We start from the raw sequence: 26,615 nt of genomic DNA, 5'->3' as shown, positions 1-26,615 counted from the left end.
CACGTGACCGACATGAATCTCGCACCTCGCCACCTCCGCGCCGCCTATCGCAGCGGCGAGCTCAAGCCGTCCGATGTCGCCGCGCACGTGTTGTCGCGCCTCGATGACGCCGACCAGAGCGGCGTCTGGATCTCGACGGCAAATCCGCAAGGCGTCATGGCGAAGGCCCGCGCGCTCGATGCCCGCATTGGCGAGATCGGCGAGCTGCCGCTCTACGGCCTTGTGTTCTCGGTCAAGGATTGTATCGATGTGGCCGACGAGCAAACCACCTCGGCCTGCCCGGAATTCGCCTACACCGCGAAAGACACGAGCCCGGTTGTCGCCGACGCCATCGCCGCCGGCGCGATCTATCTCGGCAAAACCAATATGGATCAGTTCGCGACCGGCCTCGTCGGCGTGCGCTCGCCCTATGGCATCGCCCGCAACCCGCACAACCCCGACTACATCCCCGGCGGCTCCAGCTCGGGCGCAGCGGTATCGGTCGCGACGGGCACCTCGTCCTTTGCGTTCGGCACCGATACCGGCGGATCGGGCAGGGTGCCGGCGTCCTATTGTGGCGTGACCGGCTTCAAGCCGGCGCCCGGCGCCTTCAGTCAGCGCGGCATGGTCTACGCGTGCCGTAGTTTCGATACCATCTCGCTCTACACGTGCGATCCCCGCGATGGCCACGAGATCTATCGCGTGTTGGCGCGGCGCGATGTCGAGGACTGTTTTTCACCGGTGGATTCCGCCGGATGGACGGAGCAGGCATCTCCGGCGCGGCCGCTCAACATCGCAACGCCGCGTCCGGATCAGCTCAGGTTCTTCGGCAATGCGGAAACGGAGGCGCTGTTCGGCGATGGACTCCGCAAGCTGCGGCAGCTCGATCTGTCGGTCGCATTGGTCGATTTCGCGCCGTTCATCTCGGTCAACGATTTGATGTTTTTCGGACCTTTCCTCGCCGAGCGGGACGTGTCGGTCGGCGCATTCCTCGACGCCAACCCGGAGGCGGGCGTGAAGATCGTGCGCGACCTCGTCATCGGCAGCCGCAAGTTCACGGCGGCCGACGCCTATCGTGCGCTCTACAAGGTCAAGGAGGTCCAGCGGTCGCTGCGCGATTTCTGGCAAGTTCATGATGCGCTGGTCGTGCCGACGGTCGGCACCGTGCTGAGCATCGACGACGTCGCGCGCGATCCGCTGACGGCCAACTTCAACAACGGCTATTACACCAACTACGCCAACCCGCTTGGGCTGGCCGCCATCGCCGTTCCGAACGCCGTCACCGCAGCCGGCGTGCCCTATGGCATCACGTTCCTGGCGCCGGCCGGCCGGGAGCGCCTGCTCACCGATCTGGCTTGCGCTTTCATGGGGGCTTCGGCCGAGCCAGAACATCTGCGCCGCGTTGCAATCCGAGCGGAGACCTCCTAGCCTTCGAGCCGTCACTCGAAGGGAGACCGATCGTGGGGCGCAGCGATGCGCATGAGGTGGCCGATCCAGTTGAGCCGCGCGCCGACCTGCCACGGCCCGGGACCGGACGTTATGTGCTGAAGGCGTTGGACAAGCCCGATCTGGAGCTGGTGATGCGAACCGGCAGGCTCGCGACCTACCAGAACCGCGAATATCTGCTGCGGGAGGGCGAGCCCGCAAACGGCATCCACATCATCCTGAACGGGATCGTCGAAAGCACCCATGCCGGCACGCAGGGGCGCGAACTGATGCTGTCGACCTGGGAGGCCGACGACTTCGTCGGCGCGCCCTATATCCTCGGCGATCACCGCCACAGCTGGTCGGCCCGCGCGCTCGGGCGCGTCGAAGCACTGCATCTCGACCAGGATGCGGTCCGCCGGTTGATCGCGCAGTCGCCGCCGTTCGCAGTCGCGCTGATCGAGTGCCTCGGCTTCAAGGGCGAGACCTATTCGATGCTGGCGCAGACGCTGGCCGGGCAGAAGGCGGCGGAACGGTTGGTGCTGCTGCTGGTCAAGCTGTGCGAGAACGCAGCCCAGGACGAGAGCGGCCCGATCTCGCTCGGTCGCATCACGCAGGCCAATCTCGCGCGCATGATCGGCGCGACGCGCCAATCGATCAGCCTGATCCTCAGCCGCCTCCAGAACGACGGCATCATCTGGACCGGCCCGACCAAGATGGTCGTCAACGATCTCGCTGCGTTGAGGAAGCAGGTGGCGGACTAGGCGTGAACCAATAAGGTCAGCTTACCGACGCAACGGAAGTCTCCGCCTTGAGCATGATGGGCGCTTGTGACCGGAGCGCACATGCTGTTTGTAATCTTCGATAGTCCTTTAGCGCACAGGGACTGCGCGGCTCGTCTGACATCAGCTTTGGGCCAGCAAACGCACTAGCTTCAACCGAACTGGAACAATCTCCAAGCGATCCGGTTGAAGTTTGTTATGGCCAATCTGGGACAGGCACGGATTAGTCCTGGAGAAGCGTGTTGTTTATCAGGAAAGGTGCTTCACATGGATGACGAACGAAAATCATCAAAAGCTGGGGAACGCGCCGCTGAAGGCCTGCGCGAGGCGGCTGCTAAGGACGAAGCGAAAAACGAGAGCAAGACGGGACACGATTTAGCGAAGGGCGCTGACCGCTTCGAAGAACGCTCCAAAAGCTCGGATGGAAGAAGCGCGGAAGAGAAACAAAAAGGGTGAATGTCTACAGCAGATCCGGCGCTGCGTTTCAGTGGAAGAAAGCAGGCGAACTTGGAGCCGATAGCATCGAGGTTGTGCCGACGACAATCCATCCCGGTAACAGCCACCTGACGCTGGTGCTGCGGACTGTCACGGAAGCGTCAACTAGCTCGAACTCGTCGCACTGACTTAGATCTCCCAGGGTGCGAGGGTTGTCCCAGCTGCAATCATCTGTGCAAACTGCGAGCATGGCAGCTGTGAACCACACCTCCCTGAGAAGCCGCGTCCGTCGCCTCTACGAGGGTACAACGCCCAGCGCCGTTGGTTTCCGCTATGCTTTGCTCGCGTTTGATGTTGTGACCATACTGTTCATCATCGGAACGTCGTTCCTGCACCCCAGTGAGATCATCGAAACCTTCGACCTGCTATTCGGCGCAATGATATTGGCCGATTTTTCAGCACGGCTACTCGCCCACCGGCATCCGCTTCGAAAGTTCGGCCGCCTCTCGACATGGGCTGACATGGTCGCCATCGTTTCATTCCTGGCGCCCCTCGCTGGCGAGGCTGGCGGCTTTCTGCGGATTTTGCGGACGCTGGGAATGCTCCGTGACTACCAGATGCTCGCCAGGTTGCGCATGGATTCGTCGTTCTTCCGTCGCAACGAGGAGGTCATCTTTGCCGTCACCAATCTTGCGGTTTTCATATTTGTCATGACGGGGATAGTTTACGAGACCCAGAAGTTTCGCAACGATCAGATTCGGAATTATGCTGACGCCCTGTATTTCACTGTGACCGCGCTGACGACGACTGGCTTTGGCGATATCACCCTGCCAGGCACAATAGGTCGTTTGATAACCGTCGTGATCATGATTTTCGGCGTAACCCTGTTCTTCAATCTTGCGCGCGCATTGTTGAGTCCGAACAAGGTCAGATTTCCTTGCCCAACTTGCGGACTGCAGCGGCATGAGAGCGATGCCGTGCATTGCAAAGCATGCGGCGCAGTTCTCAATATTCCCGATGAAGGTTTGGCGTAGCTGTTGCTACCTCGGCGATCGAAACGTATTGCCATCATCAGAATCTGTGCCCAAGCGGCCATTCGACCATGGCCTCTTTCTAGGCGCTCGCAGCCATCGCAATCGTTGCCGTGGTAACGGCCGGCCTTGTCTAGCGCCCCGTAGAAATCATTTCAGGCCGGCTTCGACGCTGCCGGCACCAGCCCCATGCAGCACTGCACCTCGGCCGGGACATTGTAGGTCCGCATGATGTGGCGGCTGTCGCGCAAGCCGGATGCCTCACGCTGCACCACCAACATCCAGAGCGCGTGGCCGGCTTCCATCACCAGCTTGCGTCGGGCCGGCTGCATCGCGGCCGGCACCTCGGGGAGGGCATGGGCGGCGTCGAACTCGCGCAGGCGCGCCAGCGCCTGTTCGAGCGTGCGGCCCATCCGTCCGAGCGCGGAGGCCTGTTCCTGGACAATCTCGTAATGGAGGATATCGACGGGCGGGCGGAGATCACGGGACATGAGCCCGAATATAATGCCGCCGGAGCGGCCTGCAACGCAGGCCCGCCTTGCCGCTACTTCGCCCGATACGCTGCCAGGAACATCCGCGTCGCGCTGTCGACGACTTCGCTCATGCGCTCTTCCGACGGTGCGGGCGCGGCCTGGAAGACGAAGGGCAGGAACAGCGAGGCCTTGCACAGTTCCATGAACTGCGACGCCGCCAGATCGCAATCGTCGATATCGAGATCGCCGGCGGCGGCGTGGGCTTTGAGATAGTCGGAGAGGCGGTTGATCGACTTGTCCAGCACCCGCGCATAGTAGCGGCGGCCGAGATCGGGCATGCGCTCGGCGATCGCCATCACGGTGCGGATCGCCGATCCGCCGCCGGGCCGGCACAGCAGACGGTTGTAGGCCCGGCCGAAATCCTTCAGCGTGGTTTCAACATCGCGTGCCGGATCGAAATTGAACGCGACCTGCCCGTGCTGGAGCGCCTCCTGCTCGAGGATGGCTTCGAACAGCGCGCATTTGTCGGCGAAGTAGACGTAAAGCGTGCCCTTGGAGACCTGCGCAGCGCGGGCGATCTCGCCCATGCTGGCACCGTCAAACCCGAGATCCATGAACACCTTGCGGGCCCCGTCCAGGATCTGGCGGCGTTTGGAGCTGTCCTCCTCCTGGACGACGTGGAGATGTTCGCGGCCGGGTACAATCATTGGTTCAGGGTCTCGGAAAGTTTTTGCATCGGTCCAGGGTGATGAAACCGAAATAAAGGATTCGGGCCGGTAGGGTCCGTTCGGGTATTATCTATATTGACCGAACCGTTCGGTCAATGATATTTGGGATGGGTGAGAGGGAACCGGCCGTAGGGCGGGTTGTCCCTCATCGCGCTTTTTTGGGGAGGCCTCCATGGCCGTAGTGAGAGACCAGGCTGCGCGCGTCCTTCGCCCGGACGCCGTGGAGACGCCGGCGCCCGCGGGTGGTGACGCTGCCACCGAGACGTCTGTGGCTCTCGCCGAGCAGTTGCGCTCTCATGTGGCCGAGGAAACCAAGCGCCGTCCCAGCGAGGCGCCGGAGAAGCCCGTGACCGACAAGCCGGCCGCAGCCCCAGACGCGCCCGCCGCCGGCGCGCCGAAGTCCGGCAAGCGCAAATTCGTGATGATGGGAGTAGGGCTCGTGCTGGCGCTCGCGGCCGCGAGCTATGCCGGCTATTACACGCTGGTCGGCCGCTTCTACGTCGCGACCGACGACGCCTATGTCCGCGCCAACAACACCATGCTGGGCGCGCGCGTTGCTGGCCACGTCTCCTCGATCCTCGCCGGCGACAACACGACGGTGCGCGCCGGCGACATCGTCTTCCGCGTCGACGACGGCGACTACAAGATCGCCGTCGACGCCGCCGCGACCAGGATCGCGACCCAGCAGGCCACCATCGATCGCATCGGCCGCCAGGTCGCGGCGCTCGACAGCCAGGTCGCGCAGGCCAGGGCGCAACTCGTCTCCGCCGAAGCCGGCCTCAAGCGCGCCGACCTCGATTATGAGCGCCAGCAGGCGCTGAGCAACAAGGGTTTTGCCTCGCGCGCCACCTTCGAGAGCTCCGAAGCCGGACGCGACCAGGGCGCCGCCGCGGTCAAGGCTGCGCAGGCCGCCTACGACGTCGCGCTCAGCAATGTCGACGTCGCCAAGGCGCAGCAGGCCGAAGCGCAGGCGCAACTCGCCGAGCTCAAGACCACGCTGGCCAAGGCCGAGCGCGATCTCGCCTTCACCGCGGTGCGCGCGCCGGTCGACGGCACGTTCTCGAACCGCCTCGTCAGTGCCGGCGATTTCGTCGCGGTTGGCCAGCGGCTCGGCAACGTCGTGCCGCTCGATAACGTCTATATCGACGCCAATTTCAAGGAGACCCAGCTCAAGCGCATCCGCCCCGGCCAGCCTGTGACGATCAAGGTCGATGCCTACGGCATGCGCAAGTTCTCCGGTGTCGTCGACAGCATCGCAGCGGGCGCGGGCTCGGTGTTCACGCTGCTGCCGCCTGACAATGCCACCGGCAACTTCACCAAGATCGTGCAGCGCGTGCCGGTCCGCATCCGCGTGCCGAAGTCGGTCGCGAAGCAAAACCTGCTCCGCGCCGGCATGTCGGTCACTGCAACGGTCGACACCAACAAGGGCGCGGCCGACGCCGACAGCGAGGTCGATCTCGACGACGCCACCATGATCCATCCGCAGTAGCGCGCCTGCGCCGCGAGGTCAGACCATGGCGAACGCCACGACCGCTTCACCTGCCATGATGGCGGACCCCGCTTCGGAGCGCATCGCGCCGAAGCGGCTGTTCGCTTTCATCATCATGGTGTTCGGGATGTTCATGTCGATCCTGGACATCCAGATCGTCTCGGCGTCCCTGAGTGAAATCCAGGCCGGCCTGTCGGCAAGCTCTAGCGAGGTCTCCTGGGTCCAGACCGCCTATCTGATCGCCGAAGTGATCGCGATCCCGCTGTCGGGATTCTTGTCGCGCGCCTTCGGCACGCGGCTGTTGTTCGCAATCTCGGCGGCAGGCTTTACCGCATCGAGCCTGCTCTGCGGCTTCGCCACCACCATCGAGGAGATGATCCTCTGGCGCGCGCTGCAAGGTTTTCTCGGCGCCGGCATGATCCCGACGGTGTTCGCCTCGGCCTACACCGTTTTCCCACGCACCAAATTCCACATCGTCGGTCCCATCATCGGGCTCGTCGCAACGCTGGCTCCGACCATCGGGCCAACTGTCGGCGGCTACATCACCGACCTGATGTCCTGGAACTGGCTGTTCTTCATCAACATCGTGCCTGGCATCGGCATCACCATCGGCGTGCTGGCGATGGTCGATTTCGACGAGCCGCATTTCGAGTTGCTCGACCGTTTCGACTGGTGGGGGCTGCTGTTCATGGCCGGCTTCCTCGGCACGCTGGAATACGTGCTGGAGGAAGGCCCGCAATATGAATGGATGCAGGACCCCTCGGTCGCGATCTGCGCCTGGATCTGCGGCATCTCGGCGATCGCCTTCTTCTGGCGCGTCTTCACGGCGGCCGAGCCGATCGTCAATCTACGCACCTTTTCCAACCGCAATTTCGCGATCGGCTGCGTCCTTCAGTTCTGCATCGGCATCGGCCTCTACGGCCTGACCTACATCTATCCGCGCTACCTCGCCGAAGTGCGTGGCTACAGCGCACTGATGATCGGCGAGACCATGTTCGTCTCGGGCATCACCATGTTCCTGATCGCGCCGGTGGTCGGGCGTCTCATGGCGAAGTACGACATGCGCTACATGATCGCGTTCGGGCTCGTCGTGTTCGCGCTCGGCTCCTACCAGATGACCTGGATCACGCGCGACTACGATTTCTATGAGTTGCTGATTCCGCAGATCCTGCGCGGCATCGGCATGATGTTCGCGATGGTGCCGACCAACAACATCGCGCTCGGCACGCTGGCGCCCGACCGAGTGAAGAACGCCTCGGGCCTCTTCAACCTGATGCGCAATCTCGGCGGTGCCGTAGGTCTCGCCGTCATCAACACCGTGCTCAATGACCGCACCGATCTGCACATTACGCGCCTGCAGGAGCGTGTGACCTGGGGCAACGCGACCGCGACCGAAACCCTGACCATGTTCATGCAGAAGTTTCAGGGGCTTGGCGATTCCACGCTGATGGCGATGAAGCAGCTCAGCCAGCTCGTGCATCGCCAGGCCGTGGTGATGGGCTTCGGCGATGCTTTCTTCATCCTGACGCTGTTCTATCTCGGCCTCACCCTGCTCGTCACACTGTTGAAGAGGCCGGCCTCGCCGTTCGGCGCCAGCGGCGACGCGCACTAATTTGCAACACTCGTGCGTGATCTCGCGCGAGCCCCGTTGCAAATCACCACTGACACATCTATAAAGCGCACCTCATTCCATCGAACCGGGAGGATTTGCATGATTTCGTCGCATTCGCAGATCGCACGCCCGCGCTCGATGATGTTCTGGCTCGGTATGTGCTCGGCCTCCTAGAGGCCTCTTCCGCCAGCTTCGATTGGGCTCCTGGTCCCGATCGCCCCGCTTCCCAAGTCAAAACCAACTTTAAGTGACGCCGTCTCGGCCCTCGCGGCCGGCCTGCGTCCATCAATGGAGCCGGCCCGCGCCATAAGCGGCCGGATGATGCCATGACCGCTCTGTCAAAAAGGCCCGCGGCGATACGCGTGGTGCTGCCCTTCGTGTTCCGGCACTGGCTGAAGCAGCCGGGGCGTACCCTCATCGTCGCCGGCGGCTTGTTGGGTGCGACCATCGCCGACCTGTTCATGCCGGTCTTCTCCGGACATCTGGTCGACGCCCTGACGCGCGGCCCATCCGATTCCGCCGCGCGGCACGCGGCGCTGATGGCATTGGGCGGTATCGTGGCGCTGGGCGCAGCCTCCATGGTGCTGCGGCTGACCGGCCTCCAGGCCATCGTGCCGTTCTCGCTGAAGATCATGTCCGAGGTCGCGCAGGAAGCCTTCATGCGCGTGCAACGGTTCTCGACCGACTGGCACGCCAACTCCTTTGCGGGATCCACGGTGCGCAAGGTCACCCGCGGCATGTGGGCGCTCGACCTGTTGAACGACACCATCTTGATGGCGCTGGCGCCGTCGCTGCTGGTGCTGATCGGGTCGATGATCCTGCTCGGCCTGCACTGGGCCTCGCTTGGCGCGGTGATCGCGCTGGGCGCGCTGGCCTATGTCACGATGACGGTGCTGTTCTCGACGCGCTACATCGCGCCGGCCGCGCGCATCTCCAATGCCTGGGACACCAAGGTCGGCGGCACGCTGGCGGATGCGTTGACCTGCAACGCGGTGGTGAAATCGTTCGGCGCGGAAGCGCGCGAGGATGCGCGGCTTGCCCGTGTCGTCAACCGCTGGCGCGTGCGCGTGCGGCGGACCTGGCTGCGCTACAACTACACCAATCTGGCGCAGCTCTCGGTGCTGCTGGCCCTGCGTGCCTCCGTGATCGGCGGCGCCGTGCTGCTGTGGATGTCGGGGCGAGCCTCGCCCGGCGACGTCACCTATGTGCTGACGAGCTACTACGTCATCCATGCCTATTTGCGCGACGTCGGAATGCACATCAACAACCTGCAGCGCTCGGTCAATGACATGGAGGAGCTGGTGGCGATCCACGACGAGCCGATCGGGATTACGGATGCGACGGACGCGCGGCCGATTGCGATCGAGCGCGGCGAGCTCGTGTTCGACGACGTCACGTTCCATTATGGCGGCCATCATGCGCCGCTCTATGATGGACTGTCGGTCACGATCCGCGCCGGCGAACGCGTCGGTCTCGTCGGCCGCTCCGGCTCCGGCAAGACCACCTTCGTCAAGCTGGTGCAGCGGCTCTACGACGTCACCGGCGGCCGCGTTCTGATCGATGGGCAAGACATCGCCAAGGCCACGCAGCATTCGCTGCGCAGCCAGATCGCGGTCGTGCAGCAGGACCCGATCCTGTTCCACCGCTCGCTCGCCGAGAACATCGCCTATGGCCGGCCCGGCGCCAGCCTGGAGGCGATCGAGCAGGCGGCACGGCTGGCCAACGCGCATGACTTCATCCTGCGCCTGCCCAAGGGCTACGGCACGCTGGTCGGTGAACGCGGCGTCAAGCTCTCCGGCGGCGAGCGGCAGCGCGTGGCGCTGGCGCGCGCCTTCCTGGCGGACGCGCCGGTGCTGATCCTGGACGAAGCGACCTCGAGCCTCGATTCGGAATCCGAGGCGCTGATCCAGCAGGCGATGGAGCGGCTGATGCGAGGCCGCACCTCGATCGTGATCGCGCACCGGCTCTCGACGGTGAAGAGCCTCGATCGCATCCTGGTGTTCGACCGCGGCGAGATCGTCGAGCAAGGCACGCATGCCAAGCTCGCGGCCAGGCCCGGCGGCATCTATCGCGGCCTGTTCGAGCGCCAGGTGGTGGAGCTCGGACAGATCGCAGCAGCGGAATGAGTGGCGCGCGGCCGGCGGACCAATGTCGGCCGCGTCGCCAAGGAATCGGTCAAGGATGGGTGAAATGAAAGACCTGACCAACGGCTCCGTCGCGAAGCACATTCTGGGCATGGCACCGCCGATCATGGTCGGTATGGTCACGATCATGCTTTGCCAGCTGGTCGATCTGTACTTCGTCTCGGGCTTGGGCGATGCCGCGGTCGCGGGCGTGGCGGCGGCCGGCAATGCCGGCTTTCTCATCAACGCGCTGATGCAGGTGCTCGGCGTCGGCGCGGTGTCGTTGATCGCGCATGCCGTGGGACGCAAGGATCGGCCGGATGCCAATTTGATCTTCAATCAGGCGATCGTGCTGTCGGTGCTGTTCGGACTGTTGACCCTGGTCGCAGGCGCGGCGCTGTCGCGCGCCTACATGCATGCGATCGCCGCGGACGAAGCCACGATCGAGGCGGGGGCCACGTATCTGCTGTGGTTCATGCCGGCGCTCGCGTTGCAATTCGCGAGCCAGGTGATGGGATCCGCGCTGCGCGCTACCGGCATCGTGCGTCCCACGATGCTGGTGCAGGCGCTTGCGGTGGCCATCAACATCGCGCTGGCGCCGGTTCTGATCGCGGGCTTGGGCACGGGCCATGCGCTCGGCGTTGCCGGTGCGGGGCTGGCGAGCTCGATCGCGGTGTTGATCGGCGTCGTGACGCTGCTTGCGCATTTTCGTAAGGTCGAACGCTATGTCGCCTTCAATCCGGCGCAGTGGCGTCCGCAGGCGCAGCATCTGAGGCGCATCCTCAATGTCGGCCTGCCTGCCGGCGGCGAGTTCGCGATGATGTTCATCCTCATGGCGGTGGTCTATTTCGTGCTGCGCGATTTCGGTGCGGCGGCGCAGGCCGGTTTCGGGATCGGACAACGGGTCCTGGGCCTGATCCAGATGCCGGCGCTTGCAGTTGCGCTCGCCGCTGGGCCAATCGCCGGCCAGAACATGGGCGCCGGAAAAGGCGAGCGCGTGCGCGAAACCTTCGTCAAGGCGGCGCTGATCACCAGTGTCGTGATGATAGGCTTCATGTGCCTCGCGCAGTTGAAGCCGCAGCTCCTGCTCTCGGGGTTCTCGAACGACCGGGAAACCATGGAGATCGCGTTCCTGTTCCTGCGGATCATCTCGCTCAACATGGTGGCGCAGGGCGTGATCTTCACCTGCTCGAGCATGTTCCAGGGCCTCGGCAATACCAAGCCGGTGCTGTGGAGTTCGGCAACGCGCGTGCTCACCTATTCGCTGCCGGCGATCTGGCTGTCGACGCGGCCGGGCTTCCGGATCGAGCACGTCTGGTACCTGTCGATCGCGACAACCACGCTGCAGGCGGCCCTGAGCTTGTGGCTGCTACGGCGTGAATTCAGGAAGCGCCTTGCCACGCTCCGGCATGAGAAGTCCCCGGAGCCGGCTGCGCCCAAGCGCGTGGCGTCTCCTGTACGCGCGCCAGCGTAGCGATCGCTTGTCCCCGCCCCACGGCTCCGGCAAACTTGCCGCGCCGTGGGGATCGGCTGCAGGGGCCAAATGACCGAGGTGTTGAACGAGCAGCGGCCCAATTCCTGGCTCGCCGCGATCTGGGCGGCACGCTATCGCACGCCAGCCCGCTCCGTCGCGCTGATCGCGTTGCTGTTGCCGTGGACCACGACCGGGCTCATTTTCGCGCTCATTCCCTGGCTGATCGCGTTCGCGTTCCTCGACCTTCGCGAATTTCCGCGTTCGCTGCTTCGGGCAATCTGCCTGCTGCCGATTGCGCTGGTCCTACTCGCCGCCATCGGCACGCTCTGGTCGGATGCGCCGTGGCCGGACCGAATCCATGCGATCGGCCCGGCGGCGAAGCTGCTGGTAATTCCGCTTCTGATCTACCAGTTCGAGCGTTGGCCGTTTGGCGGCTGGGTGTTTTCCGCGTTCCTGGTATCCTGCACGGCACTGATGCTCTATTCCTTCGCCGTCGCCGTCGATCCCGCATTGTCGCTGAAACTCTATCTGTCGCGCGGGCCCTACAAGGTCGAAAGCGGGATCGCGGTGCGCAATTATATCGACCAGAGCCAGGAGTTCGCGCTCTGTGCGATCGCGCTGGTCTACCCGATCGTGTCGCTGCTGCGACGAGGCCGCTACCGCGTCGCGGCGCTGTTCGTGGCGCTCGCGATCGGATTCCTCGCCAACATGATGTTCGTCGTGGTCTCGCGGACAGCGCTGGTGACGCTGCCGATCCTGATCGTGGTCTTCGCGCTTTTGCATTTGCGCCGCCGCACCGCACTCTTCGCCGTCGGCGCGATGGGGCTGTTGGCCGTGCTGCTGTGGACCGCCTCGCCGCGTCTGCGCGCAACAGTCGCCAAATTCAACGGAGACTATGAGGTCAGCATCGCCGGCAATGATGTCAGCGGCATGGGGTCACGACTGGAGTTTTGGCGCAAATCGCTGGCGTTCACCGCGGACGCGCCGCTGCTCGGTCACGGCACCGGGGCGATCCGCGGCCTGTTCGCGCGCGCGGCTGTCGGCGAGAGCGGGGTTCGAGCGGAAATCGTCGGTGATCCGCACAACCAGACGCTCAATGTCGCCGTGCAGTGGGGCGCGTCGGGCGTCGTGATCCTCTATGCGCTCTGGTTCGCGCACCTCTCGCTGTTTCGCGGAGAGGGGCTGGCCTGCTGGGTCGGCCTTCTGGTCGTGGTGCAGAACATGCTGTCCTCGCTGCTCAACTCGCATCTGTTCGATTTCGCCGAGGGCTGGATCTACGTGCTTGGCGTCGGCATTGCCGGCGGCATGGCGCTCGCCGCGAAGACAATACGGAGTCAGTGCGTGCCCAAACTGTTCCAGACCAGGCCGAGGCCCGACAGGAACAACAGACCGAGCACGACATCGCCGAAATGCTTGTCGCTCAGCGCATGATAGACGCGCGCGCCGGCCCATGCGCCGATCAGCGTGCCCGGAAATGCGATCACTGCGAGCCAGACCACCTTGAACGCGACGAGGCCCGAGGCGGTCTGCAACACCAAGGCGGCGCCGAGCACGGTGAAATTGAAGAGCTGGAAGATGCCGCGCCGCTCGTGCTTGTTCCAGCCTCGGATGTTTGCCCACAGGATCGGAAGTGGCCCCGACAGTCCGGCAAGGCCACCCAAGATGCCGCCGGCAAAACCGATCGCGCCGTCGGCAATGCGGCCGCCGAACGTGACGGCGAGCGGCCGCTTGTTCAGATAGAGAGCCGTCGAAAAAACAAGGATCAGCACGCCGACGCTCAGCTTGAACACTTTTGGATCGGCGGAGGCGACCAGCATGGTGCCCAGCGGCACGCCGATCAGTCCTCCAATCAGGAACGGCCAGACCAGCGAGAGATCAAAACTCTTCCACATCGACGGCAGCGTCGAGCTCTGCGCGATCACCGAGCAGATCAGCACCAGGGGCACCGCGAGAGAGGGCGGCAGCACGTAGAGCCAGATGCCGAGCGCCATCAGCGCCGTGCCGAAACCGGCAAGGCCCGAGACGAAGCCCCCGGCCAGTGCGCCGAGCAGCAGCAGCCCGTAGGTGAGTATTTCCAACAGATTGTCCCTGTTATCTTGACGATCCCGAACTGTTGATCGCCATCGCTCGCATAGCACAGCTGCGGCCATGCAGGTCAATTTCAAAACCGCACGCAAGCGTGATCCCCAGCAGCGGGCGTTCGCGAAAGACAGGCCTACATGACGCTCGTACTTCAAACTGGGGGCCCGCTCGACGCCATCATGCGGTTCGATCGGCCAGTCTCCCGAATGAGATATGGAGAAGGACGATGACCCGCACGAAGATTGCCGTCGCGGCCGCACTAGTGTCGGCGGCGGCCTTGATGCCGACCATGGCGCAGGCCCAGTTTTCCGAGCCTGCGGCCTATCAGGCTGCCCATCCCGACCGCGACGTTCTGAATGGCGGCCAGCTCACGCCCGCCGCGCGCGGGGCTCTCGGCCAGCCGAGCGATGCCTACGCATCGCAAGCTTATCCATCGGCTGTTGCGCCGGTCGTGCGCTCCCACCATCGCCGGCAGCATCGATAGGTATTTGCTAGACGATCTGCCGGGTGTCGGCGGGCCTGTGCAGCGCGCTCATGAGGATGCGCAGCGCCTCCGTCAATTCCGCCCGGTTGCGCGCCGCGCCTAGCGAGACGCGTGCCGCGTGTGGTGCGGTCCCGTCGACGGTGAAGGCCTCGCCGGCGACGACTGCCAGTCCATTCCGCAGCAGATGCGCCGCGACATCGGGACGGTCCTCCGGCAGCCGCAGCCACAGATGATGCGCGGCGGGCTTGGCCTGGAACTCAAATCCCTTGAGCGCCCGTTGCGCGAGCTGCTGGCGGCCGATCGCCTCGCTTCTGATGGCGGTGATGATGCGGTCGGCGATCCCGGTCTCGATCCAATGCGTCACCAGCGCGACCATCAGCGGCGCCGGCATCTGCACCGTCGCCTGCAAAGAGCTACGCATCTCCCGCTGCGAGCTGCCGTCGGGCGTCACCAGATAGGCGACCCGTAGTGCGGGCGCCATACATTTTGACAGCGTGGTCGCGAGATATGTCTGATCCGGAATGAGATTGGCGATCGGCGATGCCGAGCGATCGAGCAGCCCGTAGGCATCGTCCTCGATCAGAATCGTATCGGCATCGTTGATGATCTTGGCGATGGCGCTGCGGCGCTCGGGGAGAAGCGTCGCGGTGGTCGGATTGTGCAGCGTCGGAATGAGATAGACCGCTTTCGGTCTATGCGTGCGGCAAGCCTTTGCCAGCGCCTCTGGCAGGATGCCGCCGTCATCCATCGCGACGCCGACGAGTCTGACGCCGAGGCGCGCGGCGGCGGCCCTGATGCCGGGGAAGGTGAGGGCTTCCGTCAGCACGATGTCGCCGGGCCGGGCGACGTGGGCGAGCAGGTTGAACAGGATCGTCTGTGCGCCGGGAAAGATCACGAGCCTGTCGGCATGCGCATGCGGCACGCGGGGGCGCATCCATCGCGCCGCGACCTCGCGCTCGTGTGCGCTGCCGCCGGGCGGCTGGTAGTTGAGATGCGCGGTCAGGCCCGATTGCGCGCGGATGGCTTCCATCCCGGCGATGATGCGCTCGTCGAGCTGCGCTTCGAGAGGTTGCGGCGGCACGTTCATCGAGAGGTCGATCGCGACGGGATGCGGCAGATCGACCACGCGGCGCGCGCTGGTCTCCGACACGAACGAGCCCTGGCCGACCCGGGCCTCCATGATGCCGCGGCGCCGCGCCTCGGTGTAGGCGCGTGTCACCGTGGTGAGGTCGATGCCGAGCGCCTTTGCCAGCGCCCGCTGCGTCGGCAATTGCTGGCCGCGCACCAGCCGGCCGGCGGCGATGTCGGCCTCCATGGCTTCGACGATGCGCTGATAGCGCGGCCCGCTCAGCTCCGAAATTGTAGGGGTCCAATCCATGCAATGAAGGCCCATATCCTTTGAATGTATGGATACAAGATATTATTGTATGGATCCTAGAAAAGGAAGAGGTGGGGTCATGGCAACCGGTTCAGTCTCTCTGGCAAAGGCGATGTGGCGCGGATTTCGCGGCAAGTGCCCGAACTGCGGCGAAGGCCATGCGTTCGGCCGTTTCCTGAAGGTGGCAGATACCTGCGACCATTGCGGCGAGGAGCTGTTCCACCAGCGCGCCGACGATTTCCCGGCCTATCTCGTGATGGTCGTCGTCGGCCATCTCGTGGTGCCGGCAATCCTCGCGGTCGAAACCGCCTATGCGCCGGCCGTCTGGCTGCAACTGGTGGTGTGGCTGCCGGTGACGTTGTTCGCTTCGCTCGCGCTGTTGCAGCCGACCAAGGGTGCCATCGTCGGGCTGCAATGGCAGATCGGCATGCATGGTTTTGAGGCGGGCAAGCTGCGGCGCGAAGCTGGTCGGCCTGCAGCCGTCCTCGTGAAGGTGAACGCGCGCGCGGCTTAAGGGGCCGTAGCGTTTACATCGCGGGACCGGCCGCTACACTCCATCGTACAAACAAGAACGATGGAAACGCCGATGGCCGCACGCTCAAAAACCTTCCTGCTTTGTCACGGCGCGTGGTCCGGCGGGTGGGCCTGGAAGAAGATGCATCCGTTGACGGCAAAGGCCGGCCATCGCCTCATTGCGCCGACCTATACCGGGCTCGGCGAGCGCGCGCATCTGGCCAGTCCCGCGATCGATCTCGACACGCACATCCAGGACATTCTCAACGTCATCAGGTTCGAGGATCTCGAGGACATCGTGCTCCTCGGCCACAGCTATGGCGGCATGGTCGCCACCGGTGTCGCCGATCGCGCGCGCGAGCGGGTGACGCAATTGATCTATCTCGACGCCTTCGTGCCGCGTGACGGCCAATCGCTGTTCGATCTCCACGAGGGCGGGCGCGAGCCGATGCGCAAGGCTGCAAGCTCAGGCGACGGCTACCGCATCCCGCCGAACCCGCCGCCGCCGGACACGCCGCCGGCCGATCTCGACTGGCTCAACGCCCGCCGGATCAACATGCCGATCAAATGTTTCGAGACGAAGCTGAAACTCGAACATGGCGAGCCGGCGATGCCGCGCAGCTACATCTATTGCACGCGCATTCCGCCGGGCGACGTGTTCGGGCAGTTCGCGAAGCGCACCAAGACCGAGGATGGCTGGCGCACTTTCGAACTCGATGCGAGCCATGCGCCGAATGTGACAGCGCCGGAGGCGCTGATGGGTGTGTTGCAAGAGATCGTCGGATAGCAAGCCCCCAAATGGTGAGGGGCCCGATGCAGTCAGCATCGAACCCCTCGTTGAAGATATCAGCCGGCCTCTAAGCCGGGTTCTGTAGGGCACCGTCCGCTTGCGCGAACGATACGTGACGGCCATTCCTCTGGGACCATGTTTGCACATGGCCTCGAGCAACCTACCCGGACGGCGGGCCTGACATCGCCCCGCGGCGTTATCGCTTTCGCGAACACTCCGCTATGCCGTCCCTATTCGGTTTTGCTCCCGGTGGGGTTTACCATGCCGGCTCCGTTGCCGCAGCCGCGGTGCGCTCTTACCGCACCTTTTCACCCTTACCTGCCTACGCAGCTTGCGCTGCTACGGCACGGCAGGCCCGAGGGCTTGCCGCGCCAAAGCCCCGAAGGGGCGACGGCGGGCGGTTCGTTCTCTGTGGCACTTTCCCTGGGGTCGCCCCCGCCGGACGTTATCCGGCACCGTATGTCAAGGGAGCCCGGACTTTCCTCCCCGGCGGCCTTTCGGCACTTGCCGGAGCGGCCGTCCGGCCGACTGACGGCTTACGCATGAAGCATTTGTGTCGGTTCCGCAAGCCGATATCGCCATGCACGGTTCGCCCGAAATAATTTATCCTGAAGATGTCGTTGGGCGCGTGTCCCGTTCGACTGGATGTCGGCGATCCAGCCGTGCAGCAGGAGTTAAGCGATGCAGTATTTGCTGATGATCTACCAGAACGAAGCCGAGTACGCGAATATGCGTCCGGCGGCCGGCCAGCAGATGACGGCGGAATATCAGACCTTCACGCAAGGCATCATCCAGAGCGGCAATTTCAAGGCCGGCGACCGTTTGCAGCCGACCACGACTGCAACGACCGTCCGCGTGCGCGACGGCAAGACGCTGACGACCGACGGCCCGTTTGCCGAAACACGCGAGCAGCTCGGCGGCTATTACCTGGTGGAGGCCAAGGATCTCGATGCTGCGATCGAGATCGCGTCGCGGATTCCGTCGGCGCGTATCGGCTCGATCGAGGTGCGGCCGATCTGGGTCTACGACAAGTGACGGCGCCGTCGCGCATCGGCGCATGACGCTGTCCGAGATCGACAAGATCTTCCGCGACGAGGCGGGGCGGGCGCTGGCCACGCTGATCCGCCTCGTCGGCGATTTCGATCTCGCCGAGGACGCGCTCCAGGACGCCTTTGCGGTGGCACTGGCGCGCTGGCCGGCGTGCGAGGTCCCCGACAATCCGCGTGCCTGGCTGGTCAATGTCGCCAGGCACAAGGCGATCGACCGTATCAGGCGCCAGGCCGTTTTCCGCGGCAAGGAGCAGGCGCTCGTGCACGAGCTCGAGCTGAACGCGCAGGCGCCCGCCGAGCCGCCGGCAATGCTCGACGACGACATGCTGCGGCTGATCTTCACCTGCTGCCATCCTGCGTTCGCGCCCGAAGTCCAGGTCGCGCTGACACTGCGCACCGTCTGCGGGCTCTCCACGGCGCAGGTCGCGCGCGCCTTCCTCGTCAGCGAGGAGGCGATGGCGCAGCGTCTCGTCCGCGCCAAGCAGAAGATCAGGCTCGCCGGCATTCCCTATGAGGTCCCCGAGCGCGACACGCTGGTGCCGCGGCTCGATGGTGTGCTTGCCGTGATCTATCTCGTCTTCACCGAAGGCTACGTGGCGACGTCCGGTGCGGATTTGATGCGACCCGATCTTGCCGCCGAGGCGATCCGGCTTGGCCGCTTGCTCGACCGGCTGCTACCCGATCGAGCCGGGATCAAGGGCCTGCTGGCGCTGATGCTGCTGCACGATGCGCGCCGCGCAGGGCGCCAGACCGCCGCCGGCGACATCGTGCTGCTGGAAGAGCAGGATCGTTCGCAGTGGGACCATGCACAGATCGAGGAGGGTCTGCGCCTGGTGGACGACGCACTGCGCGTGCCCGGCCGGCCGCAGCCGTATGCAGTACAAGCCGCGATCGCTGCGCTGCATGCGCGTGCGCCGAGCTACGAGCAGACAGACTGGCCGCAGATTGCCGGGCTCTATGAAGTGCTGCTGCGGATCAATCCGTCGCCGGTGATCGAACTCAACCACGCGGCGGCGGTGTCGATGGTCGATGGGCCCGCGCGCGCGCTCGATCTCGTGGATGCGACCGCCGCACGCGGCGCGCTTCATGGCTATGAGCTGCTGCCAGCGGTGCGGGCGGATTTGTTGCGGCGGCTTGGCCGGAAGGAGGAGGCGCGCGAGGCCTATCGCGCTGCGACGGAGGCGACGCAGTTAGAGCCGCTGCGACGGCTTTATGCGCGAAGGATGAGGGAGATGAACTGAGTTTCCGTCATGGCGGGGCTTGTCCCGGCCATCCACGTTCTTCCGGCGCGACAAAGACGTGGATGCCCGGGACAAGCCCGGGCATGACGGAGCAAGAGGTCACGTTCTCGAAGACGTCAGCTACTTCGTCACGATGGTCGTTGTCTCCTGAGGGAGACTCCCCAACAGCGCCTGCAAGGTCGAGAGCGTCGAGTGATCCGCGACCCCATCCAGTCGCGCCGGGCGGAAATGGCGCTGGAACGCGGTGACGACTTCCATGGTCGCGGCGTCGTATTTGCCGGTGAGGGGAACGCCGTAGCCGTATCTGGCGAGCGCTTGCTGCAGGCTCAGCACCTCATCGCTGATGGTGCCGAGCATCAGGCTTTCGCCGCGCACCACCGGCGCGGGCGTGACCCAGTGTCCGACGCCGGAATTGGCCAGCGAATGCCACGGAAATTTTTCGCCGGGATCTTTCTTGCGCGCCGGCGCCACGTCGGAATGGCCGAGCACCCGGTGCGCGGGCACCTTGCGGCGGAGCATGATGCCGCGGCACAGCGCGATCACGGCGGCGATCTGGCGCAGCGGAAACTCCGGATAGCCCCAATCGTGGCCGCGATTGACGATCTCGATCCCGATCGAGCAGGAATTGATGTCGTCCTCGCCGGACCAGGACGAGACGCCGGCATGCCAGGCGCGCCTGGCCTCCGGCACGCATTGCACGATGCGGCCGTCTTCCAGCACGACATAATGTGCCGATACCTCTGTGCCCGCGGAGCAGAGCCGCGCCAGCGCACCTTCGACGTCGGGCATGCCGGTGTAGTGCAGCACAATCATATCGGGTTGGCGGCCCTTGTTGCGGTCGCCATGGTTCGGTGAGGGGATGATGTCGGAGACGATCGAGGAATCCGGCTCGAACGTCCGCATGTTCGCGGCCGCTTTGGGAACCGGCAGAACGCGTTGACGCTTCGAATCAGATCCAGACGGCGTGGACGAACCGGACGACATAAATAGCTCGAGACAGACAGAGAGTGGGCCAAGCCCTTTTCTTTACTATTCCTTTACCCTCCACCGTGCGCAACCGCGCGACGAGGTTAACGGATGCATTTTGGCGCATGTGTGTGGATGAAGCATCACCGCCGCGTCAGCTTTTCGACTTGTCGCGAGCCGATCAACGCTTTCTTAACGCTAAGGGCCGTTACTGAGAGATGAAGAGCCGACCCGCGTCCGGAGGCGGCCAAAGCGTATTTTGGCTCGAAATCCCATGGCTGCCCGACAAATTCCAAGGGGAATACTGGGTTGGTGGCCCGGGACGACCGGGCACGGTAACCATATCGGACGGGGGTTGGGTCGTGGAACCGCCGCGACGCGGAATCATTCGAGGCGTTATGAGCTTGTTCGTCCCCGATCTCACTTGGGAGTCCGGCGGGGCGATCGGCAGGCCTGGCGCATGAGCTCGGCTCCGCACATCCCCGTTCTTGGCCGCGAGGCCATCGACCACCTCGCCCCGCGCGAAGGCGGCCTTTATATCGACGCGACCTTTGGTGCCGGCGGCTACAGCCGCGCGATCCTCGACGTGCCGGGAACTCAGGTGATTGCCATTGATCGCGACCGTACTGCGATCGAGGGCGGCGCCGAGCTCGTCGCATGCTCGGCGGGCAGGCTGACCCTCGTTGAAGATCGTTTCTCCAACCTCGCCGAGGTCTGCGCGGCTCAAGGCATCGATGGCGTCGACGGCGTCGTGATGGACGTCGGGGTATCCTCGATGCAGCTCGACCAGGCCGGCCGCGGCTTCTCGTTCCGCCTCGATGGTCCGCTCGACATGCGGATGGGGCAGGCAGGCCCGACTGCGGCCGATGTCGTGGCGCGCGCCTCGGAAGGCGATCTCGCCGACATCATTTATCTTCTCGGCGAAGAGCGGCAGTCGCGCCGGATCGCCCGCGCTATCGTCGCGGACCGTCAGGAGACGCCGTTCACGACCACGCGCGCGCTCGCCGAGCTCGTCGGCAGGGTGGTTCGGTCCAAGCCCGGCGATATTCACCCGGCGACGCGGACGTTCCAGGCCCTGCGCATCTTCGTCAACGAAGAGCTCGAGGAACTCCAGAGCGCGCTCATCGCTGCCGAGCGCGTGCTCAAGCCCGGTGGTCGCCTCGTTGTCGTCTCGTTCCATTCGCTGGAAGACCGCATCGTCAAGAATTTCCTTAGCCTGCGCAGCAAGACGGGTGGCGGCTCACGCCATTTGCCGGAAGTGTCGCAGGCGGTGCCGAGCTTCCAGCTGCTGACGCGGCGGCCGGTGATCGCGGGCGAAGACGAGGTCGCGCATAACCCGCGCGCGCGGTCGGCAAAACTGCGCGCCGGCGAGCGCACCTCGGCGCCTGCGCATGATGATCGCGAGCAATCGTCATGGCCAAAACTCTCCGACGTCATGAGGGGTGGCTAGCGCATGCGCTTCATCCACCTCCTCGTCATCGGCGCGCTGATCTTCGCGGCAGCCTATGTCTATAGGATCAAGATGGACTCCACGGCGCGCACCGAAAAGGTGCTGCGGCTGCATGCGGAGATCCGCGAGCAGCGCGATGCGATCGCGGCGCTGCGCTCCGAATGGGCCAAGCTCGATGCGCCCCTGCGCCTGCAAGGCCTGTCCGACCGGCATCTGCAGCTCAAGCCGGTCAACGGCACGCAATATGATTCACTGAAGAATTTGCCCGAGCGTCCGCTGCGGATGTTCAGGCCGGGCGAGCCGGATCCGATCGGCGCCATGCTCAACACCATCGAAGCCGCCAGCGATCCCGATAATGTGACGGGCTCCGTGCCTCAGCCCGAGGACAAGCCATGAGTGCTGTGACCCCGGCCAAACCTGCAGAAAAGCCCGCTGAGCCCTGGCGGCAGCGGCTGATCCGCAGCCTGCTGTACGGGCGCAACGTCGATCGCGCGGCCAAGGCGCGGGCGCGCGTCGGCCTGGCGATGCTCGCCTTCGGCGCGGTCTACGCCCTGATCGGCGGCCGGCTCGTGATGTTCGCGATCGGCGCCGACGCCCATGGCGCACGCCGCGCCGCGGCGCAGGAGGTGGTCGCGACCGCGCGGCCCGACATCGTCGACCGCAACGGCGCGATTCTCGCGACCGACGTCAAGGCCTCGAGCCTGTTCGGCGAGCCGCGCCGCATCATCGACAAGGACGAGGCAATCGAACTTCTGACCGCCACGGTGCCCGACCTCGACGAGGCCGAGGTGCGCGAGCGCCTGAAGACGCGCAAGGGCTTCGTCTGGCTCAAGCGCGAGATTACGGCGAAGCAGCAGCAGGACATCCACAAGCTCGGCATTCCCGGCATCGGTTTCCTGCGCGAGAACAAGCGCGTCTATCCGACCGGCAACGAGGTCGCCCACCTCATTGGTCTCGTCAACATCGACAACCAGGGCATCGCCGGCATGGAGAAGTGGCTCGACAATCAGGGGCTCGCCGATCTCCACCGCGCGGGCTTTGCCACCGACCGGCTGCAAAAGCCGATCGAGCTATCGGTGGATCTGCGGGTCGAGCACGCACTGCGTGACGAGCTGCTGAAGGCCAAGGAGAAATACCACACCAAGGCTGCCTCCGGCATCGTCTCCAACGTCAAGACCGGCGAGATCGTGGCGATGGTCTCCCTTCCGGACTTCGATCCCAACAATCCGAAGGAAGCGCACGATCCCGACCGCATCAATCGCCTGACCACCGGCGTTTACGAGATGGGCTCGACCTTCAAGGCGTTCACGCTGGCGATGGCGCTCGATTCCGGCAAGATCAATCTGAACACATCGTGGGATGCACGCGGAAACCTGCACTACGGCAAGTTCACCATCCACGACAGCCATCCGCTCGGACGCTTCATCAACACCAAGGAAGTGTTCACCTTCTCGTCCAACATCGGCGCGGCGCGGATCGCGCTCGGCCAGGGCGTCGAGGCCCACAAGGCATTCCTCGGCAAGATGGGCCAGTTGACGCGGCTGCGCACCGAACTGCCGGAAAGCGCGGCTCCGCTGATTCCGCGCCGCTGGGGCGAGCTGAACACGGTCACCATCGCTTTCGGCCAGGGCATGTCGGTGGCGCCGCTGCAGGCGGTGATGGGCATCAACGCGCTGGTGAACGGCGGCTATTTGATTCCGCCGACCTTCATGAAGCGCAGCGAGTCCGAAGCGGCGGCGATGGCCAAGCGCGTCATCAGGACGGAGACCAGCGACAAGATGCGGTTCCTGATGCGGCTCAATGCCGAAATCGGCACCGCCAAGACCGCCGACGTCAAGGGTTACTATGTTGGCGGCAAGACCGGCACGTCGGAGAAGGTCATCAACGGCCGCTATGCCAAGAAGCGCGTGCTCAACTCCTTCACCGCGATCATGCCCTGCGACGATCCGAAATATCAGATCCTGATCATGCTGGACGAGCCCCAGGCGATTCCCGAAACGAAAGGTTTCATCACCTCGGGCTGGAACGCGGTGCCGACCGGCGGCAAGGTGATCGAGCGGATCGCGCCGCTATTGGGCGTCGAACCGCGGTTCGACCTGCCGCCGTCCGAGCGCCTTATTCTTGCAGCATCCAGGACAACCCAGTAATCAACCGGGTGGGCCGTTGCCGCTGCTGAGTCGGGATTTCCCTGCAGATTCGGCAATCCGGTCCGGCATGTCGACTGGAAGACCATGAAGCTGCGCGACCTCCTCGATCAGGACGTTCAGGGCAATGATGCCGCAATCGAGCCCGCGGTCGCGGCGCTCGACGTGACCGGCGGCGCCCTCGACAGCCGCGCGGTCAAGCCCGGCGATCTCTTCTTCGCACTTGCGGGCAGCAAGACCGACGGTGCGCGCTTCATCGATGCCGCGATTGCCGCCGGCGCGGTGGCGGTCGTCGGCGACCATGCCCCTGATGGCTGCAAGGTGCCGTTCATCACAGTCGCGAATCCGCGCCGCGCGCTGGCGCTGGCCGCGGCAAAATTTTTTCCCGCGCAGCCCGCGACAATTGCGGCGGTGACCGGCACCATCGGCAAGACCTCGGTCGCCGCATTCACCCGGCAGATCTGGGAGCGGCTCGGGCACGCCTCCGCCAGCATCGGAACCATCGGGCTCGTTTCCCCGAAGCGTACCGTCTACGGCTCGCTGACGACGCCCGATCCGATCGCACTGCACCGGCAGCTCGACGAGATCGCACGCGAGGGCGTCACGCATCTCGCCTTCGAGGCCTCTTCTCACGGGCTCGACCAATATCGCCTCGACGGCGTGCGCGTGTCCGCCGGCGGCTTCACCAATCTCTCGCGCGACCATATGGATTACCATCCGACCGTCGCGCATTACCTCGCGGCCAAGCTCAGGCTGTTCCGCGAACTTGTCCCGCCGGGGGGCGCGGCCGTGATCTCCGCCGATCATGATTGCTCGGCGGAGGCGATCAGTGCTGCGAATTCGCGCGGCTTGCGCGTGATGGCAGTCGGTCGCAACGGCGACGGGGCGGGCGAGGGCATTCGTCTCGCCGGTGCGGAGGTCGAAGGATTTTCGCAAGTGCTCGCGCTCGAACATCGCGGCAAGCGGTATACGATCCGGCTGCCGCTGGTCGGCGAGTTCCAGATCGAGAATGCGCTGGTGTCAGCTGGCCTCGCCATCGGCACCGGCGGCGACGCCGCGGACGTGTTCGCGAGCCTCGAACATCTCGAAGGCGCCAAAGGTCGGTTGGAGCGCGTCGGCGAGCGCAACGGTGCGCCGATCTTCGTCGACTATGCGCACAAGCCCGATGCGCTGGCGAAGGCGCTGCAGGCGCTGCGTCCCTACGCCAGGCGCAGGCTGGTCGTCGTGTTCGGCGCCGGCGGCGACCGCGATGCCGGCAAGCGTCCGATCATGGGCGAGATCGCCGCCGGCAACGCCGACGGTGTCATCATCACCGACGACAATCCGCGCAGCGAGAAGCCGGAATCGATCCGCGCCGAAATTCTCGCCGCCGCCAAGGGCGCCCGCGAAATCGGCGACCGGGCCGCGGCGATCCGCACCGCGATCGCCGAATTGGAAGATGGCGATGCGCTGCTCATCGCCGGCAAGGGCCACGAGACCGGGCAGATCGTCGGCGGAGAGGTTTTGCCCTTCAGTGATCACGAGGCGGTCGCCGCCGCATTAGCGTCGAGGATTGCATGAGCGCGCCCATATGGACGGTGGCCGAAGTGGCGCGCGCGCTGGGCGCCGCCGGATCGTTCCCGGACACGCCGATCGACTTCGTCACCCAGGACAGCCGGCTGGCGAAGCCGGGCAGCCTGTTCGTCGCGCTGAGCGGCACGCCAAGCGGCGGCTTCATTTCGGCCTTCGCCAGCGCGCGTGACGGCTGGGAGTTCGCGGACAAGGCGGAAGCCTCGGGCGCGGTCGCGATGATCGTGCCGCACGAGATCGCGGGCATCCGCATTCCCCAGATCGTCGTCAAGGACACGCTGATCGACGGCCTCTGGGGCCTTGCGCGCGCGGCACGCGCGCGCTTCAACGGGCCGGTGATCGGGCTCACCGGCAGCGCGGGCAAAACCAGCACCAAGGAATTCCTCGCGGCCTATCCCAATGCCTATGCCAGCCCGTCGAGCTTCAATAATTTCTGGGGCGTGCCGCTGACGCTGTGCAATGCGCGCCCCGATGCCAGTCTCTGGGTCGTCGAGATGGGCATGAACCAGGCGGGCGAAATCGCGCGGCTTAGCGAACTGACGCGGCCGACGGTGGCGCTCGTCGTCAACGTCCAGCCGGTGCATCTGGAGAAGCTCGGCTCGCTCGAAGCCATCCGTCGCGAGAAGGTGTCGATTGCACTCGGCCTGCCCGCGGAAGGCGTGCTGGTGCTGCCCGCCGGGATCAAGGCGCCGGACTGGAAGGGCAAGGTCATACGCTTCGGCGAGAAAGCCGAGGTGCATGAAGTCGCGCACGCGCCGCACGGCGACAGCTGGCAGGTCGTGGCCGCGCTCGGCAAGAAGGAGATCGCGTTCAGCCTGACGCCGGGCGCGCCGCATCGCGTTCAGAATGCGCTGGCCGCGCTCGCATCGATCCGTGCGACCAACCTCGATGCGGCGACGCTTGCGATCAAGCTCGACCGGGTCGGTATCATGAGCGGCCGTGGCGTCGAGCAGGCGGCCGGTGGCGTCACCGTGATCGACGACAGCTTCAACGGTAATCCGGCCAGCGTGGCTGCCGCGCTGCAAAGCTTGCAGGCGCGCAACACGACCGGTGGCCGCCGCATTGCCGTGCTCGGCGACATGCTGGAGCTGGGCGACGGCGCACCAACCTATCACATCGACCTCGCCAGGCATCTCGACGGCATCGACGGCGTCTATTGCGTCGGACCCCTGATGCGTCACCTGTTCGAGGTGCTTCCAGCCGGCAAGGGTCTCGGTTGGCACGACGACCCCGTCACGCTGAAGCCGGGGGAGGTCGCAAATCTGCTGAGGGCAGGCGATGTCGTGGTTGTCAAGGGCAGCAAGAAGATGTTCTGGGTCAACAAGTTTGTGCCGGGCCTAGTGGCCGCCTTGCAGGCAAGGGCGTAAACTGCTTGGAAGGCGCTGTTCCCGAATCCCC

At 64.8% G+C, this 26,615-nt stretch carries 24 protein-coding genes and 1 other RNA gene; 19 read left to right on the top strand and 6 right to left on the bottom strand.

The window, feature by feature from the left end:
• Positions 1 to 12: 12 nt before the first annotated feature.
• From IVB50_RS05655 to IVB50_RS05640, 4 genes are all read left to right on the top strand, one after another.
• Positions 13 to 1,407 (top strand): amidase family protein, encoded by a 1,395-nt coding sequence (locus IVB50_RS05655; RefSeq protein WP_247294884.1) that lies wholly within the window; start codon positions 13 to 15, stop codon positions 1,405 to 1,407.
• Between the two features lie 32 nt (positions 1,408 to 1,439).
• Positions 1,440 to 2,168: a Crp/Fnr family transcriptional regulator gene (locus IVB50_RS05650; protein ID WP_018454215.1), complete on the top strand. Its 729-nt coding sequence runs from the start codon at positions 1,440 to 1,442 to the stop codon at positions 2,166 to 2,168.
• A gap of 285 nt (positions 2,169 to 2,453) precedes the next feature.
• Positions 2,454 to 2,642: a hypothetical protein gene (locus IVB50_RS05645; RefSeq protein WP_085385390.1), complete on the top strand. Its 189-nt coding sequence runs from the start codon at positions 2,454 to 2,456 to the stop codon at positions 2,640 to 2,642.
• Between the two features lie 227 nt (positions 2,643 to 2,869).
• Complete coding sequence (locus IVB50_RS05640; protein WP_085361420.1) at positions 2,870 to 3,655, top strand: potassium channel family protein; 786 nt, start codon at positions 2,870 to 2,872, stop codon at positions 3,653 to 3,655.
• Between the two features lie 152 nt (positions 3,656 to 3,807).
• On the opposite strand, the gene IVB50_RS05635 is transcribed toward IVB50_RS05640, so the two are convergent.
• A complete protein-coding gene (locus tag IVB50_RS05635; RefSeq protein ID WP_085361419.1) occupies positions 3,808 to 4,143 on the bottom strand; it encodes a DUF6665 family protein in 336 nt (111 codons plus the stop codon).
• Positions 4,144 to 4,196: 53 nt separating this feature from the next.
• Entirely contained in the window at positions 4,197 to 4,832 is a 636-nt protein-coding gene (locus tag IVB50_RS05630) for a TetR/AcrR family transcriptional regulator (RefSeq protein ID WP_085361418.1), read from the bottom strand.
• A 193-nt stretch (positions 4,833 to 5,025) separates the two neighbouring features.
• On the opposite strand from IVB50_RS05630, the gene IVB50_RS05625 reads away from it, so the two are divergent.
• The 5 genes from IVB50_RS05625 (at position 5,026) to IVB50_RS05605 (ending at position 12,982) form a co-directional block, all read left to right on the top strand.
• Positions 5,026 to 6,342 carry an HlyD family secretion protein gene (locus tag IVB50_RS05625; protein ID WP_085361417.1) on the top strand — a complete coding sequence of 439 codons (1,317 nt, stop codon included), beginning with the start codon at positions 5,026 to 5,028 and terminating at the stop codon, positions 6,340 to 6,342.
• A gap of 25 nt (positions 6,343 to 6,367) precedes the next feature.
• Positions 6,368 to 7,954, top strand: a complete 1,587-nt coding sequence (locus tag IVB50_RS05620; protein ID WP_247294882.1) for a DHA2 family efflux MFS transporter permease subunit — start codon at positions 6,368 to 6,370, stop codon at positions 7,952 to 7,954.
• Positions 7,955 to 8,280: 326 nt separating this feature from the next.
• Positions 8,281 to 10,080, top strand: a complete 1,800-nt coding sequence (locus IVB50_RS05615; protein WP_247294880.1) for an ABC transporter ATP-binding protein — start codon at positions 8,281 to 8,283, stop codon at positions 10,078 to 10,080.
• A gap of 64 nt (positions 10,081 to 10,144) precedes the next feature.
• Positions 10,145 to 11,551, top strand: a complete 1,407-nt coding sequence (locus IVB50_RS05610) for an MATE family efflux transporter (RefSeq protein ID WP_247294878.1) — start codon at positions 10,145 to 10,147, stop codon at positions 11,549 to 11,551.
• A 69-nt stretch (positions 11,552 to 11,620) separates the two neighbouring features.
• Complete coding sequence (locus IVB50_RS05605; protein ID WP_247294877.1) at positions 11,621 to 12,982, top strand: O-antigen ligase family protein; 1,362 nt, start codon at positions 11,621 to 11,623, stop codon at positions 12,980 to 12,982.
• Here the strand turns inward: IVB50_RS05605 and IVB50_RS05600 are convergent.
• Entirely contained in the window at positions 12,886 to 13,629 is a 744-nt protein-coding gene (locus IVB50_RS05600; protein ID WP_085349094.1) for a sulfite exporter TauE/SafE family protein, read from the bottom strand. The two genes, IVB50_RS05605 and IVB50_RS05600, sit on opposite strands and share 97 nt — an antisense overlap.
• A gap of 230 nt (positions 13,630 to 13,859) precedes the next feature.
• On the opposite strand from IVB50_RS05600, the gene IVB50_RS05595 reads away from it, so the two are divergent.
• Entirely contained in the window at positions 13,860 to 14,117 is a 258-nt protein-coding gene (locus tag IVB50_RS05595) for a hypothetical protein (RefSeq protein ID WP_018454225.1), read from the top strand.
• A gap of 7 nt (positions 14,118 to 14,124) precedes the next feature.
• On the opposite strand, the gene IVB50_RS05590 is transcribed toward IVB50_RS05595, so the two are convergent.
• Positions 14,125 to 15,495 (bottom strand): PLP-dependent aminotransferase family protein, encoded by a 1,371-nt coding sequence (locus IVB50_RS05590; protein ID WP_247294875.1) that lies wholly within the window; start codon positions 15,493 to 15,495, stop codon positions 14,125 to 14,127.
• A gap of 79 nt (positions 15,496 to 15,574) precedes the next feature.
• Between IVB50_RS05590 and IVB50_RS05585 the strand changes: the two genes are divergently transcribed.
• Together IVB50_RS05585 and IVB50_RS05580 are read left to right on the top strand one after the other, a co-directional pair.
• A complete protein-coding gene (locus IVB50_RS05585) occupies positions 15,575 to 16,009 on the top strand; it encodes a DUF983 domain-containing protein (RefSeq protein WP_231190417.1) in 435 nt (144 codons plus the stop codon).
• A 72-nt stretch (positions 16,010 to 16,081) separates the two neighbouring features.
• Complete coding sequence (locus tag IVB50_RS05580; protein WP_247294873.1) at positions 16,082 to 16,795, top strand: alpha/beta hydrolase; 714 nt, start codon at positions 16,082 to 16,084, stop codon at positions 16,793 to 16,795.
• Between the two features lie 55 nt (positions 16,796 to 16,850).
• Here IVB50_RS05580 and rnpB read toward each other — a convergent pair.
• Positions 16,851 to 17,330, bottom strand: an RNA gene (rnpB, locus tag IVB50_RS05575) — RNase P RNA component class A.
• Between the two features lie 149 nt (positions 17,331 to 17,479).
• Between rnpB and IVB50_RS05570 the strand changes: the two genes are divergently transcribed.
• Both IVB50_RS05570 and IVB50_RS05565 read left to right on the top strand, forming a co-directional pair.
• Positions 17,480 to 17,833, top strand: coding sequence for a YciI family protein (locus IVB50_RS05570; RefSeq protein WP_018454229.1), 354 nt, complete (start codon positions 17,480 to 17,482; stop codon positions 17,831 to 17,833).
• 22 nt (positions 17,834 to 17,855) lie between these two features.
• The gene (locus IVB50_RS05565; protein WP_247294871.1) at positions 17,856 to 19,088 is read left to right on the top strand and encodes an RNA polymerase sigma factor; all 1,233 of its coding nucleotides are present in this window, start codon (positions 17,856 to 17,858) and stop codon (positions 19,086 to 19,088) included.
• Positions 19,089 to 19,208: 120 nt separating this feature from the next.
• Here IVB50_RS05565 and IVB50_RS05560 read toward each other — a convergent pair whose 3' ends face one another.
• Positions 19,209 to 19,991: an N-acetylmuramoyl-L-alanine amidase gene (locus IVB50_RS05560; RefSeq protein ID WP_085349089.1), complete on the bottom strand. Its 783-nt coding sequence runs from the start codon at positions 19,989 to 19,991 to the stop codon at positions 19,209 to 19,211.
• Between the two features lie 523 nt (positions 19,992 to 20,514).
• On the opposite strand from IVB50_RS05560, the gene rsmH reads away from it, so the two are divergent.
• From rsmH to murF, 5 genes are all read left to right on the top strand, one after another.
• Positions 20,515 to 21,504, top strand: a complete 990-nt coding sequence (rsmH, locus tag IVB50_RS05555; protein WP_162496556.1) for a 16S rRNA (cytosine(1402)-N(4))-methyltransferase RsmH — start codon at positions 20,515 to 20,517, stop codon at positions 21,502 to 21,504.
• Positions 21,505 to 21,507: 3 nt separating this feature from the next.
• Positions 21,508 to 21,900, top strand: a complete 393-nt coding sequence (locus tag IVB50_RS05550; RefSeq protein WP_247294869.1) for a hypothetical protein — start codon at positions 21,508 to 21,510, stop codon at positions 21,898 to 21,900.
• The gene (locus IVB50_RS05545; protein WP_166517606.1) at positions 21,897 to 23,651 is read left to right on the top strand and encodes a penicillin-binding protein 2; all 1,755 of its coding nucleotides are present in this window, start codon (positions 21,897 to 21,899) and stop codon (positions 23,649 to 23,651) included. Before IVB50_RS05550 ends, IVB50_RS05545 begins: the two co-directional genes overlap by 4 nt.
• Positions 23,652 to 23,735: 84 nt before the next feature.
• Positions 23,736 to 25,208 carry a UDP-N-acetylmuramoyl-L-alanyl-D-glutamate--2,6-diaminopimelate ligase gene (locus IVB50_RS05540; protein ID WP_247294867.1) on the top strand — a complete coding sequence of 491 codons (1,473 nt, stop codon included), beginning with the start codon at positions 23,736 to 23,738 and terminating at the stop codon, positions 25,206 to 25,208.
• Complete coding sequence (gene murF / locus IVB50_RS05535; protein ID WP_204512073.1) at positions 25,205 to 26,584, top strand: UDP-N-acetylmuramoyl-tripeptide--D-alanyl-D-alanine ligase; 1,380 nt, start codon at positions 25,205 to 25,207, stop codon at positions 26,582 to 26,584. The genes IVB50_RS05540 and murF overlap by 4 nt, the downstream gene beginning before the upstream one ends.
• Positions 26,585 to 26,615 lie beyond the last annotated feature (31 nt).

It is taken from the genome of Bradyrhizobium sp. 87, from assembly GCF_023073015.1.
In the GTDB taxonomy this organism is placed as follows: Bacteria; Pseudomonadota; Alphaproteobacteria; order Rhizobiales; family Xanthobacteraceae; genus Bradyrhizobium; species Bradyrhizobium canariense_D.
The sequence above is the reverse complement of the archived record's forward strand: the minus strand, read 5'-3'. Positions and strand labels throughout refer to the sequence as shown.

Bases quoted from the DNA above. Each gene is read 5' to 3' on its own strand.
- IVB50_RS05655 (WP_247294884.1), top strand. From the start codon at position 13: ATGAATCTCGCACCTCGCCACCTCCGCGCCGCCTATCGCAGCGGCGAG.
- IVB50_RS05645 (WP_085385390.1), top strand. From the start codon at position 2,454: ATGGATGACGAACGAAAATCATCAAAAGCTGGGGAACGCGCCGCTGAA.
- IVB50_RS05640 (WP_085361420.1), top strand. From the start codon at position 2,870: ATGGCAGCTGTGAACCACACCTCCCTGAGAAGCCGCGTCCGTCGCCTC.
- IVB50_RS05635 (WP_085361419.1), bottom strand. From the start codon at position 4,143: ATGTCCCGTGATCTCCGCCCGCCCGTCGATATCCTCCATTACGAGATT.
- IVB50_RS05630 (WP_085361418.1), bottom strand. From the start codon at position 4,832: ATGATTGTACCCGGCCGCGAACATCTCCACGTCGTCCAGGAGGAGGAC.
- IVB50_RS05625 (WP_085361417.1), top strand. From the start codon at position 5,026: ATGGCCGTAGTGAGAGACCAGGCTGCGCGCGTCCTTCGCCCGGACGCC.
- IVB50_RS05620 (WP_247294882.1), top strand. From the start codon at position 6,368: ATGGCGAACGCCACGACCGCTTCACCTGCCATGATGGCGGACCCCGCT.
- IVB50_RS05615 (WP_247294880.1), top strand. From the start codon at position 8,281: ATGACCGCTCTGTCAAAAAGGCCCGCGGCGATACGCGTGGTGCTGCCC.
- IVB50_RS05610 (WP_247294878.1), top strand. From the start codon at position 10,145: ATGAAAGACCTGACCAACGGCTCCGTCGCGAAGCACATTCTGGGCATG.
- IVB50_RS05605 (WP_247294877.1), top strand. From the start codon at position 11,621: ATGACCGAGGTGTTGAACGAGCAGCGGCCCAATTCCTGGCTCGCCGCG.
- IVB50_RS05595 (WP_018454225.1), top strand. From the start codon at position 13,860: ATGACCCGCACGAAGATTGCCGTCGCGGCCGCACTAGTGTCGGCGGCG.
- IVB50_RS05590 (WP_247294875.1), bottom strand. From the start codon at position 15,495: ATGGATTGGACCCCTACAATTTCGGAGCTGAGCGGGCCGCGCTATCAG.
- IVB50_RS05585 (WP_231190417.1), top strand. From the start codon at position 15,575: ATGGCAACCGGTTCAGTCTCTCTGGCAAAGGCGATGTGGCGCGGATTT.
- IVB50_RS05580 (WP_247294873.1), top strand. From the start codon at position 16,082: ATGGCCGCACGCTCAAAAACCTTCCTGCTTTGTCACGGCGCGTGGTCC.
- IVB50_RS05570 (WP_018454229.1), top strand. From the start codon at position 17,480: ATGCAGTATTTGCTGATGATCTACCAGAACGAAGCCGAGTACGCGAAT.
- IVB50_RS05565 (WP_247294871.1), top strand. From the start codon at position 17,856: ATGACGCTGTCCGAGATCGACAAGATCTTCCGCGACGAGGCGGGGCGG.
- IVB50_RS05560 (WP_085349089.1), bottom strand. From the start codon at position 19,991: ATGCGGACGTTCGAGCCGGATTCCTCGATCGTCTCCGACATCATCCCC.
- rsmH (WP_162496556.1), top strand. From the start codon at position 20,515: ATGAGCTCGGCTCCGCACATCCCCGTTCTTGGCCGCGAGGCCATCGAC.
- IVB50_RS05550 (WP_247294869.1), top strand. From the start codon at position 21,508: ATGCGCTTCATCCACCTCCTCGTCATCGGCGCGCTGATCTTCGCGGCA.
- IVB50_RS05545 (WP_166517606.1), top strand. From the start codon at position 21,897: ATGAGTGCTGTGACCCCGGCCAAACCTGCAGAAAAGCCCGCTGAGCCC.
- IVB50_RS05540 (WP_247294867.1), top strand. From the start codon at position 23,736: ATGAAGCTGCGCGACCTCCTCGATCAGGACGTTCAGGGCAATGATGCC.
- murF (WP_204512073.1), top strand. From the start codon at position 25,205: ATGAGCGCGCCCATATGGACGGTGGCCGAAGTGGCGCGCGCGCTGGGC.